This window comes from Geodermatophilus sp. SYSU D00742, assembly GCF_054049935.1.
Genome location: NZ_JBJGYJ010000002.1, coordinates 103,129 through 119,179, shown reverse-complemented (window position 1 = coordinate 119,179; position 16,051 = coordinate 103,129). Strand labels below are relative to the sequence as shown.

Below are 16,051 nucleotides of genomic sequence, written 5' to 3'. Positions count from 1 at the left end.
GCAGCAGGCCTCGGCTGTGTGTCATCGGCGGATCCGCGGGTCGATGGCGGTGTAGAGCAGGTCCACCACCAGGTTGATCAGCAGGAAGACCAGCGCGAAGAGCAGGATCGCCCCCTGCAGCACCGGGTAGTCGCGGGCCTGCACCGCCTGGAGGGCCAGCTGACCGAGCCCGGGCCAGGAGAACACGATCTCCACGACGACCACACCGGAGAGCAGGTAGGCCAGCTGCACGCCGGTGACGGTGACCAGCGGCAGCAGGGCGTTGCGCAGCACGTGCCAGGTGAACACCTGACGCGCCGGCAACCCCTTGGCCTGCGCCGTCCGGACGTGGTCGGCGCCCAGCGCCTCGAGCACGCTGGACCGGACGAACCGGGTGATGACCGAGCCGGACACCACGCCGGTGACGACCGCCGGCATGAGCAGCCGCTCCAGCCAGCCCAGCGGGTCGTCGCCCAGGGGCACGTAGCCGCCCGAAGGCAGCCAGCCCAACGTCCCGGCGAAGACCAGGATGAGCACGATCGCCATCCAGAACTCCGGCACCGAGATGCCGATCTGGCTGAGCACGGTGGCCACGCGGTCGACGACCGACCGGGGTCGCAGCGCCGACAGGGTGCCCAGCGGGACGGCGATCAGCAGCGCCACGAGGATCGAGGCGAGCGCCAGGGTCAGCGTCGCGGGCAGCCGCTCGGCGATGAGCGAGGTGACCGTCTCGCCGCTGCGGAAGCTCACCCCGAGGTCCCCGGTGAGCGCCCGCCCCGCCCAGGTGACGTACTGCTGCACCAGCGGCTGGTCCAGGCCCGACCGCGCGAGGAGTGCGTCGTACGTCTCCTGGTCGAACCGGGTGCCCAGGGCCAGCCGGATCGGGTCACCCGGCACCAGCTGGACCAGGGCGAAGACGATCACGCTCACCCCCGCCAGGACGACGAGCGCCTGGCCGACCCGGCGGAGGAGGTAGCCGGTCAGGGCAGCTCCACGGTCTCGAAGTTGATCGCCTTGTCCGCCCGGATCTGGTAGCCGGACAGGCCCGGTGCCCAGGCCTGCACCACGTCGGGGTTGTAGAGGTACAGGTAGGAGACGTCGTCGACGATCAGCTGCGCGGCCTGGTCGTAGGCCGCCTTGCGGGCGGCCTCGTCGGTCTCGGTCGCGCCCTGCTGGAGCAGCTGGTCGACCTGCGGGTTGCTGTAGCCCTGGTAGTTGTTGGGCCCGTCGGTCTGGTGCTGCTCCTGGTAGTAGGCCGCCGGGTCCAGGTTGCCCAGCCAGCCGAGGTAGAAGGCGTCGAAGTCACCCTGCCCCTGGCGGTCCAGCCAGGTCGCGAAGTCCAGCGTCTCGATGGTGACGTCGATGCCGATCGGCTCGAGCTGGCTGGCGATCACCTGCGCGGCGGTGACCGTCTCCGGGAACTCGTCGGTGACCATCAGCCCCATCGTCAGCGGCGTCTGGACGCCGGCCTGCGCGAGCAGCTGCCGGGCCTGCTCGGGGTCGGGCTGGAACGGCGCGTAGTCGTAGTGGAAGAAGCTGTCCTCGGGGATCGCCGTCTGGTTGGCCTGGGCCGCGCCGAACCACGCCGCCTCGGCGACGGCCTGCCGGTCGATCGCGAAGGAGATCGCGCGCCGCACGTCGCGGTTGTCGAACGGCGGGCGGGCGTAGTTCATCGACATGTACCAGTAGTCGACGCTCGGCGTCGTCTGCAGCTCGACGGTGTCGTCACCCTCCAGTGACTCGATCTGCTGCGGCGGGACGTTGTCGGTCCACTGCACCTCGCCGTTCTGCAGCGCGGTCAGCGCCGCGGCCGGCTCGGTGATGTAGCGGAACTCGACGCCGCCGATGCTGGGCGCCCCGCCCCAGTAGTCCTCGTACGCGGTGAGGACGGTGCTGCTGGCGTCCGAGCTCTCCAGCCGGAAGGGACCGGTGCCGACGGCCTCGGTGGTGAGGTCGAGGTCCTCGGCGGCCCCCTCGGGGAGGATCGCCATCCCCTTGAACGAGCCGATCCGCTCCAGGAGGTTCGGCGTGGGCTGGCTCAGCGTGATGACGACGGTCTGCGGGCCGTCGGCCTCCACCGAGGCGACGTTCTGGAACCGGAAGGAGTTGCTCAGCTCCTCGTCGATGATCCGGTTGTAGGAGTAGACGACGTCGGCGGAGTCGAACTCGCTGCCGTCGTGGAAGGTGACGCCCTCCCGGAGCGTGAAGGTCCAGGTGAGCCCGTCCTCGCTGGTCTCCCACTCCGTCGCCAGGCTCGGCTCCATCGTGAGGTCCTCGGCGTTGGGGACCACGAGGGTGTCGTAGACGTTCTCCAGCACCTGGAAGCTCGGGTAGGCCGTGGTGACGTGCGGGTCGAACTGGTCGGGCTGCGCCGACACCGCCGCGACCAGGGTGTCGCCGCCACCCCCGCCCCCGCCGCCGCCCCCGGTGTCGACGCTCTCCCCTCCGCCGCACGCGCCGAGGGCGAGGGTGGTGACCGCGGCCAGGGGCAGGAGCCGGTTGCTGCGCACGAGGTACCTCCGGGCGGGGGGTGGCTGCGTCTCGCTCCCGACCTTGGCCCCGTCCGGCCGACCTCGCAGGTCGGGGCACTGATCGTTGTCGCGTCGAGATCTCCGGGGCACGGCAGCGGCCGCCCCCTCGACGGGCGCCTCAGGTCACCCCTCGCCGAGCGTGGCCCGCCGGAGGTCGTCGAGGTCGCACTTGGCCAGGCGGTCCATGGTCAGCAGGCCGTTGACCTCCTGGTAGGTGTCGGTCAGCTGCGTCCAGCAGGCGCCGGCCAGCGCGTCGCCGGCGTGCACCGCCGCCCACTGCTCGCGGTACCGCGTGAGCAGGTCCTCCGGGGAGGACGCGTCGGCGTAGCCCCACGCCTCGGTGCGGTCCCCGGTGTCGGGCCGGCTGCGCAGCGCTTCCGCGTTCAGCGACACCCCGCCGAACTCGGACAGGACGACGGCGCGGCCGGCGGTCCCCGCGCGGTCGAGGTCGGGCAGGTACCCGTCGTGGCGCCGTCCGGTCGCGGCCCGTTCCAGGGCCTCCCGCGTCCCGTAGCGGGCCACCAGCAGGTGCGGGTCCTGGTCGTAGTCGTGCAGACCCAGCAGGCTGCCGCCGAGGGTCTCCCAGCCGTCGTTGGCCGAGACCGGGCGGGTCCCGTCCAGCGCGTCGGCAGCGGCGGCCAGGGCCCGGACCAGCGCCCGCTGCCGCGGGTCGGTCGCCGCCTCCTGCACGCCCCAGGACTCGTTGAGCGGCACCCACGCGACCACGCTCGGGTGCCCCCGGTGGGCGATCACGACCTCCGGCCACTCCCGCAGCAGCCGCGCGGTCGCGGTCGGCCCGGGCCGGAAGGCCGAGGGCATCTCGGCCCACACCAGCATCCCCATCCGGTCGGCGAGGGCGAGGTAGCGGGGGTCCTCGGTCTTCTGGTGCTTGCGCACGCCGGTGAAGCCCAGCGCCCGGGTGAGCTCGAGGTCACGGCGCAGGGCGTCGACGTCGGGCGGGGTGGCGCCGGTGTCGGGCCAGTAGCCCTGGTCGAGGACCAGCCGCAGGGGCACCGTCCGGTCGTTGACCAGCAGGCGTCCGTCGTCCACGGTCACCGAGCGCAGCGCCGTGTAGCCGGCCACCTCGTCGAGGACCTCCCCCGCCTCGGTCACCAGCGCGAGTTCGGCGTCCAGGAGCGTGGGCGAGTGCGCCTCCCACAGCAGCGCCCGCCGGTCGTCGAAGCCGCCGTCCCCGACGCGGAAGGACCGTTCCACCACCGCGCCGTCCACCCGGACGACGTCGTCGACCAGCAGCCGCTCCCCCGCCCGCAGCCGCAGGTGCAGCCGCGCGCCCGACACCGGGACCGACAGCTCCACGCGGACGTCGACCCGCAGGGTCCGCGGGTCACCGCGCCACTGCACGTCGGCGACGTGCTGCCGGGACACCTGCTCCAGCCAGGCCGTACGCCAGATCCCGGTGGTGCGCGGGTACCAGATCTCGTGCGGCTCGTCGCGCCAGTCCTGCTTGCCCCGCGGGGCCTCGAGGTCCAGCGGGTCGTCGTCCGCGCGGACCACGAGGTCGGCACCGTCGCCCAGGGCGTCGGTGACGTCGACGCTGAACGGGGTGTAGCCGCCCTCGTGCCGGGCGACGTGGGCACCGCCGACCCAGACGTCGCAGACCCGGTCGACGGCGCCGAGGTGGAGGACGGTGCGGCGGTCGCCGTCCGGGGCCGGCAGCGGACGGCGGTACCAGGCGCGGTTCAGCGGTCCCTTCCAGTGCACACCGCTGGCCGGGGTCTCGGGGGCGTAGGGCACCCGGATGCGCCGGTCGAAGCCGACGCGGCCGGGGGTGCCGGTCAGGTCGGGGTCGGCGGCGAACTCCCACTCCCCGTCCAGGGAGGTCCAGGGACGGCGCAGCAGCGGGCGGGGGTGCTCGGTCGGGTCCATCGGGTCCACGGCCCCACCTCACCGGAGACGCGGCCGGAGCGCAGCCCCGTGACCCGGTCCACCATCGGCGGGTGGCTGCCCGGCACGCCGGCCGGGGCCGCTGCCCGCCGATGACCACGGCCGGCTCAGAGGGGGCGGACGGTGCCCCGCAGGTGCTCGGTGCCGGCCGTGGCGTTCCGGACGGCGAGGTCCCAGCCGCCGTCCACCGGCGCGGTGGCCAGCGTGACCGTCGAGGGCAGGAACAGCGGCTTGCGGAAGGCGACGTCGGCGGTCAGGGCCTCGGGCAGACGGCCCTGCAGCGCCGCCAGCGCCCGAGCGGCCATCCACATCCCGTGCGCGATGGCCCGCTTGAACCCGAACGCCTTGGCGGTCAGGGCCGACAGGTGGATCGGGTTCACGTCCCCCGACACGCCCGCGTACCGCCGTCCGGTGTCGGCGGGCACCCGCCAGTGGACCGCGCCGTCGGGCAGCGACCCGACGGTCACCTCGACGTCGGCGGCCGGTGCGCCGTCGGGGGCGCTCGCCCCGCGCGACAGGTACGTCGACCGGCCACGCCAGACCTCGACGCCGCCGGCGGAGACCGAGGCGCACAGGTCGACCGTGGCCCCGCTGCGGTGCCGGGCGAGCCGCTCGGCCCAGACCTCGAGGTCCAGGGCCTCGCTCCGCGCGACCGGGCGCAGCGCGTCGATCCGGTTGCGCACGTGCACCAGCCCGGGCAGCGCCAGCGGGAACGAGCGGTCGGCCATGAGCGCGACCTGCAGCGGGAAGGCGAGCACGTGCGGGTGGGTCACCGGCAGCGTGTCGGTGAGCCCGAACCCGCAGACCCGCGCGTAGGCGGCCACGTCGACGGGGTCGACGACCACGCCGGTGCGGACCAGCCGGGTGTCGGGCAGCCCGCCGCCGCGCCCCCGCGCGGTCGCCGCCGCCCGCGCGAACAGCGCCGCCGTGGACGGCGCCTCCTCGAGCTCCCTGCGCGTCATCAGGACTCGAGGACCGCGACGACGCCCTGGCCGCCGGCCGCGCAGACGGAGATCAGGCCGCGCTTGCCGGGGCCCGCCTCGTGCAGCAGCTTCGCCAGCGTCGCGACGATGCGGCCGCCGGTCGCGGCGAAGGGGTGCCCCGCGGCCAGCGACGAGCCGTTGACGTTGAGCCTCGTCCGGTCGATCGGGCCGAGGGGCGCGTCGAGGCCGAGCTTCTCCTTGCAGAACGAGGGGTCCTCCCAGGCCTTCAGCGTCGAGAGGACGGTGGAGGCGAAGGCCTCGTGGACCTCGTAGAAGTCGAAGTCCTGCAGTGTGAGGCCGTTGCGGGCCAGCAGCACCGGGACGGCGTGGGCGGGGGCCATGAGCAGCCCCTCGCCGGCGTGCACGTGGTCGACCGCGGCGGTCTGGGCGTCGACGAGGTGGGCGAGAACGGGCAGCCCACGCGCGGCGGCCCACTCGTCGGAGGCCAGCAGGACGGCGGAGGCCCCGTCGGTCAGCGGGGTGGAGTTGCCCGCGGTCATCGTGCCGCCCTCGCCTCCGAAGACCGGCTCCAGCCTCGCGAGCTTCTCCACCGAGGTGTCCGGCCGCAGGTTCTGGTCGCGGGTGAGGCCCAGGTAGGGCGTCACCAGGTCGTCGAAGAAGCCCCGGTCGTAGGCGGCGGCGAGGTTGCGGTGCGAGGCGACGGCGAGCTCGTCCTGCTCCTCGCGGCCGATCCCCCACTCCTGCGCCGTGATCGCCGCGTGCTCGCCCATCGCCAGACCGGTGCGCGGCTCGGCGTTCCGCGGCCTCTCGGGCACGAACATGCCCGGCCGCACGCCGGCGAGGGCCTTCAGCCGCTGCTGCACCGTCCTGGCGCTGCCCAGCGCGATCAGCACGCGGCGCATGTCGTCGTGGATGGCCAGCGGGGCGTCGGAGGTGGTGTCCACGCCGCCGGCGATGCCGGACTCGATCTGCCCGAGCGCGATCTTGTTGGCGACCAGCACCGCCGCCTCGAGCCCGGTGCCGCAGGCCTGCTGGACGTCGTAGGCAGGGGTGGCCGCCGACAGCCGGGAGCCGAGGACGGACTCCCGGGTCAGGTTGAGGTCGCGGGAGTGCTTCAGGACGGCGCCGGCGACGACCTCCCCCACCTGCTGAGCCTGCAGGCCGAAGCGGGCGACCAGGCCGTCGAGCGTGGCCGTGAGCATGTCCTGGTTCGAGGCGGAGGCGTAGGCCCCGTTCGACCGGGCGAAGGGGATGCGGTTGCCGCCGACGATCGCGGCCTTCCGGGTCTGCGGAGCCATCAGGGACCTCCCGGGTCGTCGCTACCGGAGGGCGGGGACGGCCGTCCCCGCCCTCGTGTGCGAAACCGACGGTATCAGGTACCGTCCGTCCCATGAAGTTGGGAGACGTGGTGACGCACCGGCGGGACCGCCGGGACTCCCGGTGGGACGAGCACCGCCGCGCCCGGCGCGAGCAGCTGGTCGACGCGACCCTCGCCGCCGTCGGCCGGCACGGGGCCGGTGTGGGCATGGACGAGATCGCCGCCGCCGCCGGCACCAGCAAGGCTGCCGTCTACCGCCACTTCGCCGACCGCAGCGAGCTGCACGTCGCCGTCTGCGCCCGGGTGGCCGAGCGGCTCACCGCGCAGCTGCGCGACGCGATGGTCTCCAGTACCGGCTCCCGCCAGATGGTCGCCGCCGCGGTCGACACCTACCTGGCGTTCCTCGAGGCCGATCCCGAGGTCTACCGGTTCGTCGTCCGGCGGCCCGCCGCCGACCGCCCGCAGACGCCGGACCCGATCGGCACCCTCTCCGACCTGGTCGGCGACCAGGCCGCTGCGCTGCTGGCCGTCGCCCTCGAGCAGTCCGGCCGCGACCCCGCCGCCGCCGCGCCCTGGGGTCACGGCCTCGTCGGCCTGGTCCGCTCCGCCGCCGACTGGTGGCTGCAGGCCGACCGGCCCATGCCGCGCGCCGACCTCGCCGCCCACCTGACCGATCTCGCCTGGGCCGGCCTGTCCGGCGTCGTCCCCGAGGAGGACCCGACGTGACCTCGACCCTGCCCACCGCCGTCGACCCGGCGGCGCTCACCGAGGTGCTCGACGGTCGCTGGGCCCACGTGCGCCGCGACGCCCGCGAGAACCTGCACGACCGCGACGTGCTGCCCGTCTACGGGGAGACCGTCGCCGAGGCGCGCGCACGCGTGACCCGGGCGGCGCGCACGCTCGCCGACTCCGGCCGGGTGCACCGGGGCTTCCCCGAGGAGTACGGCGGGGAGGACGACGCCGGCGGCTCCGTGGTGTCGGTGGAGATGCTGGCCTTCACCGACCTCTCGGTCATGGTCAAGGCCGGTGTCCAGTGGGGGCTGTTCGGCGGCGCGGTCCAGCTGCTGGGCACCGAGCGGCACCACGCGGCGTACCTGCGCGACATCATGGGCTTCGACCTGCCCGGCTGCTTCGCGATGACCGAGACCGGCCACGGCTCCGACGTCCAGCAGCTGCGGACGACGTGCACCTACGACCCCGCGACGCAGACCTTCGACCTGCACACGCCGCACGAGGCCGCCCGCAAGGACTACATCGGCAACGCGGCGCAGGACGGCCGGATGGCGGTCGTCTTCGCCCAGCTGGTCACCCAGGGCCGCGGCCGCGGCGTGCACGCCTGGCTGGTGCCGATCCGCGACGAGCAGGGCCGGCCGCTGCCCGGGGTCACCATCGGCGACGACGGCCCCAAGGCCGGGCTCAACGGCGTCGACAACGGCCGGCTCGCCTTCGACCACGTGCGCGTGCCGCGGGACATGCTGCTCGACCGCTACGGCTCGGTCGCGCCCGACGGCACCTACACCAGCTCCATCGGGAACGAGACCCGCCGCTTCTTCACCATGCTGGGCACGCTGGTGCGCGGCCGGGTGAGCGTCGGCGGGTCCGCGTCGTCGGCCACCAAGCTCGCCCTCGACATCGCCGTCCGCTACGGAGAGGTCCGGCGGCAGTTCACCGCCCCCGGGGCCGACCGCGAGGTCGCCGTCAACGACTACCTGGTGCACCAGCGCACGCTGCTGCCCGCCCTGGCCGCCACCTACGCGTACTCCTTCGCGCAGGAGGAGCTGGTCGGCACGATGCACGACGTCCAGGGGGCGGACGAGGTGGACGAGCGGGCGCAGCGCGAGCTGGAGTCGCGCGCCGCCGGGCTCAAGGCCGCACAGACCTGGCACGCCACCCGCACCATCCAGCTGTGCCGCGAGGCCTGCGGCGGCGCCGGCTACCTGCAGGAGAACCGGCTGCCGCACCTGAAGGCCGACACCGACGTCTTCACCACCTTCGAGGGCGACAACACCGTCCTGCTGCAGCTGGTGGCCAAGGGGCTGCTCACCGGCTACCGCGACGCCTTCGGCTCCCTCGACGGCTGGGGCCGGATCGGGTTCGTCGCCGACCTGGTCCGCGAGACCGTGCTGGAGCGGACGGCGGCCCGCGGGCTGATCGCCCGGCTGGTCGACGCCGTCCCCGGCCGGGACGACGAGGTGCCCCTGCTCGACCGCGGCTGGCAGCTGAAGGTGTTCGAGGACCGCGAGAAGCACGTCCTGGACAGCGCCATCCGCCGGCTGCGCCGGGGCGCCGGGACGCCCGGCGCCGATCCGTTCGACGTCTTCAACGACGTCCAGGACCACGTGCTGCAGGCCGCGCAGGCGCACATCGACCGGATCGTGCTGGAGGCCTTCGTGGCCGGCATCGAGCGGACGACGGACGGCGGGGCCCGCGCGCTGCTGGACCGCCTCTGCGACCTGTACGCGCTGTCGACCGTCGAGGCGCACAAGGGCTGGTTCCTCGAGCACGGCCGGCTTTCCGCACCCCGGGCGAAGGCGCTCACCGCCACGGTGAACACGCTGCTCGCCCAGCTGCGGCCGCACATGGTCACGCTGGTCGACGCCTTCGCCATCCCGGCGGACTGGAAGCGCGCCCGCATCCTGGAGGAGGAGCCGGGGCGGCAGGAGGCCATGGCCGCCCACGACACGGTCACCCGCCACACCGGGCTGCGCGCGGGGACGGCGACGGCCGTGGAGGTCCCGCCCGCCCAGTAGAGGCCCCCTGCCCCCCGGTCACGAGCTCGCGGTGGGGGCAGGGGGCCGCGACGGGGTCAGCGGGCCGGGGGGCTCGGGAAGCCGCCGACCAGCCGCTCGAAGGCGTGCGCCACCTTCAGGCAGGTGGTGTCCTCGAACCGGCGTCCGACCAGCATCATCCCGACCGGCAGGCCCTGCGAGAGCCCGGCCGGCACGCTCGTGGCCGGGTGACCGCTGACGTCGAACGGCGCGCAGTTGACGATCATCTCCAGCGCCCTGGCCACGCGGGTCTCCAGCGGGTCGTCCGGCGCCGGGATCTCGGGGGCCACCATCGGCACGGTCGGCATCACCAGCAGGTCGACGTCGGCCAGGGCGGCGTCGTACTGCCGGCGGACCTCGACCGCCAGGTTCCGCGCCATCGCGTAGTGCCGGGTCTGCTCCTGCTCGAACGACCAGCGGCCGGCCAGTGCCACCGCGGTCACCGTCGGCGACCACCGGTCGACCACCTCGCGCCGCTGCCGGCCGTAGTGGGCGACCAGGTCCGGGTCGTAGCGGCCCTCGTAGTTCCAGCCGTAGGCGTTGCCCTCGATCATCTGCACCGTGGCGCCGTCGGTGGCGATGACGTTCCAGACGTGCAGCGCGTGCCGGTGCCACGGCAGGTCGACGTCCACGACCTCGATGCCCAGCTCGCCCAGCCGCTGCGCCGCGGCCCGGACGGTGTCGTCCACACCGGTCTCGGAGAGCTCCTCCCAGCCGAAGCCCTGCGCGACGACGCCGACCCGCAGCCCGGCGACGTCCGCACCGAGCGCGGCGGCGTACTGCTCGGGGGCGAGATCGGCCGGCTGGCGGGGGTCTTGGCCGTCCCGCCCGGCGAGGACGTCGAGCATCATGGCGGCGTCGGCGACGGTGCGGGTCATCGGGCCCAGGTGGTCGAGGGTCAGCTCGATCGGGAAGGCGCCGGTATAGGGGACCAGGCCGTGGGTGGGCTTGTGGCCGACGATGCCGGAGAACGCCGCCGGCATGCGGATCGAGCCGCCCTGGTCGCCGCCGACCGCGAGGTCGACCTCACCGGCGGCCACGAGCGCGGCGCTGCCGCTGGAGCTGCCGCCCGTCGTCCGGGACGGGTCCCAGGGGTTGCGCACCGGGCCGGTGACGGAGGTGTGGCTGCCGCCGGAGAAGCAGAGGTCCTCGCAGACGGCCTTGCCGCGGATCGTCGCGCCGGCCGCGAGCAGCCGGGTGACCACGGTGGCGTCCTCCCGGGGGACGAAGCCCTCGACGGTGTACGAGCCGTTCATCATCGGGACGCCGGCGACCTCGACGTTGTCCTTGACCGCCACCGTCCGCCCGGCCAGCGGCCCCTCGGCGGCACCGCGGATCTCAGTGGTGACGTACCAGGCGCCCAGCGGGTTGTCGGCCTCGGCCGGGCGGGTGCTCGGCCGGTCCTCCGGCGGCTGCGGGGCGATGTCGGCGTAGAGCTCCTCCACCGCGTCGTAGGAGCTGAGGAACGCGGCGACGATCGGCGTGTAGGACGCGACCTCCTCCGCGCTGGGCCTCATGCCGTAGCTGGCGGCGAGCGCGGCGACCTCGTCCTCGTCCGGCGGGCGTACGGGCACGGTGACCTCCCTGGGCAGCGGCGGGTGTGCTGGGCAAGCTAGCGACGCCGCCGCCGTCCTGTCACCGGGAACGGGACCGGCGGGTGGACCGGGGAGAATGCCCGCCCGTGGAGACGATCGCCGCGGCCGCCGAGGCGCTGCGGGTACCGGCCGCCGTGGACCTCGCCGCGATCGTCGTCGGCGCGCTCACCGGGGGCCTGCTCGCCGCACGGGAGGGGTTCGCGGTCTCCGGCGTCCTGCTGCTGGCGGTCAGCGGCGGGCTCGGGGGCGGGCTCATCCGCGACGTCCTGCTGGCCCAGGGCCCGCCCGTGGCGCTGACCAACCCGGCCTACCTGCCCACGGTGGCGATCACCGCGATGGTCACCTTCTACTTCTCCGGCTGGCTGTCGCGGCTGACCGGACTGCTGGTCGTGCTCGACGCGGTCACCCTGGGCTTCTTCACCGTCATCGGCGCGCAGAAGGCCCAGCTCGTCGGCCTCTCCAGCGCCGCGGTCGTCTTCGTCGGCACGGTCACGGCGGTGGGCGGCGCGGTGATCCGGGACGTGCTGCTGGCCCAGCGGGCCGAGATCGTGCAGCCCGGGCCCTACAACGCGGTCGCGGCGCTGATCGGTGCCACCGCGCTGACCGTCCTGGCCGGGCCGCTGGGGGTCGACCCGATCCCGGTGGCCGCGGTGGTCATCGTGCTGGTCGCCGCGCTGCGCGTGCTGTCGGTGTGGCGCGGCTGGGAGGCGCCGGTGGCCGTCGACCTGCCGGGGCGGGCGCGCAGCCGGCTGGGGCGGGTGCGCGGCGCGCGGACCCCCGGCCGTCGGACGAAGCTGCGGCGGCGCGACCGCGACTGAGACAGGCCCCCTCGCGGGCTCGGGAGGGGGCGGCAGGACCGGGGAGCCGGACGTCACGTCCCGGCGCCGGCCTCCGGGTGCACGTCGGGCGCCGGTGCGATGCCCGGGGGCACGATCTGCGGGCCGGCCTCGGCCGGCCGGGGCCGGGTCTGGGTGTGCAGGCGGACGGCGAGCAGGGCGACGTCGTCCTCCGCGTCGGGCAGGAAGAGCCGCTCGAGGACGCGGTCGCACAGCTCCTCCAGCGGCAGCCCGGCGGACTCGCGCAGGACCCCCACCAGTGCGGCGGTGCCGGCGTCCAGGTCGCGGTCGCGGCGCTCCACCAGCCCGTCGGTGTAGAGGAACACCGTCGTGCCGGCAGGGAGGACCGCCACCCGGTCCGACCGCGACCGCGACGGGTCCACGCCCAGCAGCAGGTCGGCGGGCTGCCCCTCGAGGGCCTGCACCCCGCCGTCGGGCGAGACGACCACCGGCGGCGGGTGCCCGGCACTCGACCAGCGCAGCCGGGTGCAGTCCCGCCGCAGGTCGGCGTCGCCCTGCTCCAGCCGGGCGACCAGCGCGGTGGCCACCGTGTCGAGGGCCAGCCCGCGGATCGCACGGTCCAACTCCCCGAGCACCTGCGCGGGCGTCGCTCCGCTGGAGTAGCTGATACCGCGCAGCAGGCCCCGCAGCTGCCCCATGGCCGCCGCCGCCCGGCTGTCGTGGCCGGCGACGTCCCCGATGGCCAGCACGGTGGCGCCGCCGGCCTCCAGGAAGGCGTCGTACCAGTCGCCGCCGATCTCCGCGCCCGCCGCGGCGGGGACGTACCGGACGACGATCTCGCAGTGGTCGGGCTCCGGCGGGGCGGTGAGCATGCTGTGCTGCAGGGCGTCGGCCAGCACGCGCTGCTGGCCGTAGAGCCGGGCGTGGTGCAGCGACAGCCCGGCCCGACGGCCGACCTCCACCGCCGTGTCGATCTCGGCCTGGGAGTGCGGTCCGCGCTCCGCGCCGTTGAACAGCCCCAGCGCGCCGAGGGTCTGCCCGCGGGCGACGAGGGGCACGATCACGCCGGCGGCCACGCCCAGCCGGTCCAGCAGCTGCCGGGTCGCCGCCTCCGGGAGGGCCCGCTCAATCCGCTCGGCGTCGATCTCGGGCAGCACCAGCGGCCGGCCGGTGCGGGTGACGACGTTGGCGGCGGCCTGCTCGGTCATGACGGCGACCATGGAGTGCACGTACAGCTCCAGCTCGGCCTGCAGCCCCCGGTCGCGGTGTGCCGAGGCCATCTCGTGCAGTCGCCCCTGCTCGTCGGTGACCACCAGCCAGCACCAGTCCCCGAGGGTGGGGACGACGAGGTCGGCGAGCTGGCCGACCTGCTGGGTGATGTCGAGGCTGCCCGACAGCACCCGCCCCGCGTCGGCGAGCAGCTGCAGCCGCGAGTTGGCCTCCGCCATCGCGGCGACGGCCTGGGCGCGCACCTGGTCGGCCTGCAGGCGGGACGCGGTGAGCGCGATCTGCGCGGTCAGCCCCTCGAGCAGTTCGACGTCGGACCCGGTGAAGGCGTGCTCGGTGGTCCAGGCGACGATGAAGCTGCCGATCAGCCGGCCCTCCACCCGCAGCGGCAGCGCGGCCAGCGCCCGCGTGCCCAGCACCGCGTTGACCTCGGCCATCCGCGGGAACCGCGTCTCCGCCTCGGCGGCGTCGGCGAAGAGCAGCCGCTCGCCGTGGCGGGCCACGTACTGGGTGGGGAGCGCGTCGTCCAGCGGCGTCTCGACGCCCCCAGGCGGCAGCTCGACGTCGGCCCCGCTGGCGACGGCGTCGACGATCCGCCGGGTCAGGTGCAGGTAGAGCTTGTCGTCCTGCGGGTCGAACACGGCCAGCCCGATCGACTCCGCCCCCAGGACCGCGGCGCCGCGCAGCGCGATCTCGGCCAGCTGGGTGATGCGGGTGGCGTTCGCCAGCTCCGCCGCGACCTCGGCGATCGCGGCCGCCCGCTGCACCGCCGAGATCCGCCGCTCCGACTGCTCGCGGGCGGCGGTGACGTCGACGGCGGTGCCGAGCACGCGCACCGCCCGGCCCGACGGGTCCGACACCACCCGACCGCGGGAGACCGTCCAGCGCACGGTGCCGTCGACGTGGAGGACCCGCGCCTCCACCAGGTACTCCCCGGTGCTGGTGAGGGCCTCGCGCATCGCCTCGGTGACCGCGACACGGTCGTCGGGGTGGATCCGCTCGGTCATCATGTCCTCGACCGAGTCGATCTCCACCGCGCCCTCGAGCCCGAAGATGGCCGCGCAGCGCTCGTCCCAGTACACGGCTCCGGTACGCAGGTCGCGTTCCCAGATGCCGATCGAGCTGGCCTCCAGTGCGATGTCGAGCCGGGCCAGCGAGGTGCCGATCGCCGTCCGGGCCGACGACAGCTCCAGCTCCGCGGTGACCGAGGCGGCCAGCTGCTCCAGCAGGGCGGCGTCGTCGTCCGACCACGCCCGGGGCACGGGGTCGTAGACCGCCAGGACGCCGACGACGTGCCCCGACCCCGCCACCAGCGGCACGCCCAGGTAGGCCGCGACCTGGCCGGAGGTGACCGCCGGCAGCTGGGCCACCGCGGGCAGGGCGGCGGCGTCGGGCACGACCAGCGGTGCCCCGCGGCGCACCGTGATCGCGGAGATGGCGCCGGTCAGCAGCGCGGGACCGCCGATGACGCCGGGCGGCAGGCCGTACCCGCCGACGATGGTGTCCTGGTCGGTGAACAGGGTGACCTTGGCGTGCCGGGCGCCCACCAGGCGGGCGGCCAGCGCGGAGAGCCGGTCGAAGGCCGCCGGGCCCGACACCTCGACCAGCAGCCGGCGGGCGGCGGCGATGCGGTGGGGGTCGCGCAGGACGTCGGGGTCCCCCGACGACGGGGACGGCAACGGCGACGCCATGCTCTCCCCCTCCGCTGCGCAGCGGACTCCGTGTGCTGACCGCGACACCCCATGCTGTCACGCGCGACCACCGGCACCGGACCGCCTGTCGGGCGCGTCACGGGGATTGCTCCCCCCACCGGGTGGGACGGCGCGCCCGGCGGTCGAGCACCCGCCGGGCCGGGCCGATGGGACGGCATGCCAGTTGCACGGACCAGCGACCTCCCGGACTGCCGTCCGTTGCTCGCCGGCCCCGACGACCTGACGCTGGTCTTCCAGCCGATCGTCGACCTCTCCACCGCCCGCGTCGCCGGGTACGAGGCGCTGTCCCGCTTCCCGGGCACGGCGGGGCCGGGCGTGTGGTTCGCCGCGGCCGCCGAGTGCGGCGTGGCCGCCGAGCTCGAGTCGCTGGCCGTCGTCAAGGCGCTGGCCGCTGTCCCGTCGCTGCCGGACGACACGTTCCTGAGCGTCAACGTCAGCCCCCACCTGCTGGGCTCCCGCCCGGTCCAGGAGGCGCTGGCCACGCGGCCGGACCTCACCGGCGTCGTCGTGGAGCTCACCGCGCACGCGCCGGTCGGCGACCTGGCCGCGCTGCAGCGGCAGACCCGGGCGCTGCGGGCCCGCGGTGCCCTCATCGCCCTCGACGACGCGGGCTCCGGCTGCGCCGGCCTGCAGCAGATGGCCACCGTGCGGCCGCAGCTGGTCACGCTGGACCGCGCCCTGGTGACCGACGTCGACACCGATCCGGTGCGGATGGCCCTGACCGAGGTGCTCGGCGGGTTCGCCGGCCGGATCGGTGCCCGGGTGCTGGCCGAGGGGATCGAGACGGCCGGCGAGCTGGCTGCGCTGGCGCGGATGGGCGTGCCGCTGGCCCGGGGCTGGCTGCTCGGCCGGCCGGCGCCGGGGTTCGCGCCGCTGGCGCCGGAGGTCACCCGCCTGGTGCGCGCCCAGGTCACCCGCGCCCGGCTCTCCGAGAGCGTGGCCGTCCTGCTGCGCCCGGTCCGCCAGGTCCCCGCGACCGAGCCGCTGCCCGGCGTCCCCCCGGCCGTGCTGGTGGGCCCGCTCGGCGAGCCCGTCGGCCTGCTGCTGGCCTGCCCGCGGACGACGGAGGTGTACACGGCACCGGTGTCGCTGCGGGTGCAGCCGTCGGCCGACGTCAGCGAGACCCTCCGGCGAGCGCTGACCCGGCCGCCGGCACAGCGGTTCGACCCCGTGGTGTGCACCGACCCGACCGGCGCCGTGCTCGGCCTGCTGCGCGTGGAGGACCTCGCCGCCCTCCGTGCGGCGGGGTGACCCCTGTCCCCGGCCGCCCGCGGG

At 75.0% G+C, this 16,051-nt stretch carries 11 protein-coding genes; 4 read left to right on the top strand and 7 right to left on the bottom strand.

The window, feature by feature from the left end; all coding sequences use genetic code 11:
* Window positions 1-21 precede the first annotated feature (21 nt).
* The 5 genes from ACI78V_RS01975 to ACI78V_RS01955 all read right to left on the bottom strand — a co-directional run bounded on the left by ACI78V_RS01975 (window position 22) and on the right by ACI78V_RS01955 (window position 6,657).
* Window positions 22-963, bottom strand: a complete 942-nt coding sequence (locus tag ACI78V_RS01975) for an ABC transporter permease (protein WP_456848627.1) — start codon at window positions 961-963, stop codon at window positions 22-24.
* Window positions 960-2,489: an ABC transporter substrate-binding protein gene (locus tag ACI78V_RS01970; protein ID WP_456848388.1), complete on the bottom strand. Its 1,530-nt coding sequence runs from the start codon at window positions 2,487-2,489 to the stop codon at window positions 960-962. Before ACI78V_RS01970 ends, ACI78V_RS01975 begins: the two co-directional genes overlap by 4 nt.
* Window positions 2,490-2,633: 144 nt before the next feature.
* Window positions 2,634-4,397 carry a glycoside hydrolase family 2 protein gene (locus ACI78V_RS01965; RefSeq protein ID WP_456848625.1) on the bottom strand — a complete coding sequence of 588 codons (1,764 nt, stop codon included), beginning with the start codon at window positions 4,395-4,397 and terminating at the stop codon, window positions 2,634-2,636.
* Between the two features lie 125 nt (window positions 4,398-4,522).
* Window positions 4,523-5,377, bottom strand: coding sequence for a MaoC family dehydratase (locus ACI78V_RS01960; RefSeq protein WP_456848386.1), 855 nt, complete (start codon window positions 5,375-5,377; stop codon window positions 4,523-4,525).
* Entirely contained in the window at window positions 5,377-6,657 is a 1,281-nt protein-coding gene (locus ACI78V_RS01955; protein ID WP_456848385.1) for an acetyl-CoA C-acetyltransferase, read from the bottom strand. The genes ACI78V_RS01960 and ACI78V_RS01955 overlap by 1 nt, the downstream gene beginning before the upstream one ends.
* 92 nt (window positions 6,658-6,749) lie before the next feature.
* Between ACI78V_RS01955 and ACI78V_RS01950 the strand changes: the two genes are divergently transcribed.
* On the top strand, window positions 6,750-7,403 hold the full coding sequence (locus ACI78V_RS01950) for a TetR family transcriptional regulator (protein WP_456848383.1): 654 nt from the start codon (window positions 6,750-6,752) through the stop codon (window positions 7,401-7,403).
* Window positions 7,400-9,427, top strand: coding sequence for an acyl-CoA dehydrogenase family protein (locus ACI78V_RS01945; protein WP_456848381.1), 2,028 nt, complete (start codon window positions 7,400-7,402; stop codon window positions 9,425-9,427). Before ACI78V_RS01950 ends, ACI78V_RS01945 begins: the two co-directional genes overlap by 4 nt.
* Window positions 9,428-9,483: 56 nt before the next feature.
* Here the strand turns inward: ACI78V_RS01945 and ACI78V_RS01940 are convergent, their stop codons facing one another.
* On the bottom strand, window positions 9,484-11,019 hold the full coding sequence (locus tag ACI78V_RS01940; protein ID WP_456848380.1) for an amidase: 1,536 nt from the start codon (window positions 11,017-11,019) through the stop codon (window positions 9,484-9,486).
* A 107-nt stretch (window positions 11,020-11,126) separates the two neighbouring features.
* Here ACI78V_RS01940 and ACI78V_RS01935 point away from each other — a divergent pair, with 107 nt between their 5' ends.
* Entirely contained in the window at window positions 11,127-11,858 is a 732-nt protein-coding gene (locus ACI78V_RS01935) for a trimeric intracellular cation channel family protein (RefSeq protein ID WP_456848378.1), read from the top strand.
* A gap of 53 nt (window positions 11,859-11,911) precedes the next feature.
* Here the strand turns inward: ACI78V_RS01935 and ACI78V_RS01930 are convergent, their stop codons facing one another.
* Window positions 11,912-14,755 carry a SpoIIE family protein phosphatase gene (locus tag ACI78V_RS01930; RefSeq protein ID WP_456848377.1) on the bottom strand — a complete coding sequence of 948 codons (2,844 nt, stop codon included), beginning with the start codon at window positions 14,753-14,755 and terminating at the stop codon, window positions 11,912-11,914.
* A 177-nt stretch (window positions 14,756-14,932) separates the two neighbouring features.
* On the opposite strand from ACI78V_RS01930, the gene ACI78V_RS01925 reads away from it, so the two are divergent.
* Window positions 14,933-16,027, top strand: coding sequence for an EAL domain-containing protein (locus tag ACI78V_RS01925; protein ID WP_456848375.1), 1,095 nt, complete (start codon window positions 14,933-14,935; stop codon window positions 16,025-16,027).
* Window positions 16,028-16,051 lie beyond the last annotated feature (24 nt).

Coding starts and splice junctions, on each gene's coding strand:
- ACI78V_RS01965 (WP_456848625.1), bottom strand. CDS start 4,397: ATGGACCCGACCGAGCACCCCCGCCCGCTGCTGCGCCGTCCCTGGACC.
- ACI78V_RS01960 (WP_456848386.1), bottom strand. CDS start 5,377: ATGACGCGCAGGGAGCTCGAGGAGGCGCCGTCCACGGCGGCGCTGTTC.
- ACI78V_RS01955 (WP_456848385.1), bottom strand. CDS start 6,657: ATGGCTCCGCAGACCCGGAAGGCCGCGATCGTCGGCGGCAACCGCATC.
- ACI78V_RS01950 (WP_456848383.1), top strand. CDS start 6,750: ATGAAGTTGGGAGACGTGGTGACGCACCGGCGGGACCGCCGGGACTCC.
- ACI78V_RS01930 (WP_456848377.1), bottom strand. CDS start 14,755: ATGGCGTCGCCGTTGCCGTCCCCGTCGTCGGGGGACCCCGACGTCCTG.
- ACI78V_RS01925 (WP_456848375.1), top strand. CDS start 14,933: ATGCCAGTTGCACGGACCAGCGACCTCCCGGACTGCCGTCCGTTGCTC.